Genomic DNA, 793 nt, shown 5'->3' with positions numbered 1-793 from the left:
CGGGCGCCGGCGAGCCGTCCGGCCCGGGCCGGTCCGGCTCGTCGAAGGCCGGCAAGGGACCTCGCGGCCGCATCCCCACGCCCAGCACGGCGCAGCAGCGCAAGATCAAGAAGACCCTGCGCCGGGGCCTGCCCAAGTTCCTGGACCGCCCGCTCGTGCTCGTCCTGGCCGGCGTCGTCTCCGCGGGCCTGGGCCTGGGCGCGGGCTGGGGCATGGACACCTTCTCCGGCGGCGCCGGTGGCTCGGGCTCGACGGCGGACGCCGCGTCGTGCGCGCAGACCCAGATGGCCTGGACACAGGCCGCCAACGCGCAGTCGGCGATGGTCGAGGACCAGCCGGACACCCTGCGCAAGGGCTTCATCAACGCGCGCAACGCGCTGGACGGAGTCACACCGCCCGAGGAGATCTCGCAGGAGTGGGCAGTCGCCTTCACGTACTACTCCACGGTGGCCAACAACATCGAGAAGGTGAAGGCCAACGACGGCCCCGCGGTGATCTCGGCGGTCGGCGGCGCGCAGCAGGAGCTCGACACCGAGGCGATGGTGAAGGCGTCCGAGACCATCGGCCTGTACGTCAACTCGAACTGCACCCGGTAGTCGGGTCAGGATGGTGCCCGTGCACCCTCCTGTGACCGATCCCGCCCTCGTCGCGTCCCTCCGGGACGACCTGGTCTCCTCCGCCTACGACGTCGACGGCGTCGAGGACGTGCTCGGGCCCCTGGCCGCGTCCGCGCTGCACCGCGAACAGGCCCTGCCCGCCCGCCGGGCCCTCGCCGCGGCGGTGGCGGGCAAGC

At 73.0% G+C, this 793-nt stretch carries 2 protein-coding genes; both read left to right on the top strand.

The annotated features are described in order from the left end of the window. Window positions 1–596, top strand: a 596-nt coding sequence (locus PROKR_RS18755) for a hypothetical protein (protein ID WP_036965642.1), incomplete at its 5' end; no start/stop codon positions are given. A 10-nt stretch (window positions 597–606) separates the two neighbouring features. Beyond that, window positions 607–793: DUF7059 domain-containing protein (locus PROKR_RS38205; RefSeq protein ID WP_425414912.1), on the top strand; the 187-nt coding region annotated here is incomplete at its 3' end.

The sequence above is a fragment of the Promicromonospora kroppenstedtii DSM 19349 genome (assembly GCF_000515355.1).
GTDB classification, from domain to species: Bacteria; Actinomycetota; Actinomycetes; order Actinomycetales; family Cellulomonadaceae; genus Promicromonospora; species Promicromonospora kroppenstedtii.
The sequence above is the reverse complement of the archived record's forward strand: the minus strand, read 5'-3'. Positions and strand labels throughout refer to the sequence as shown.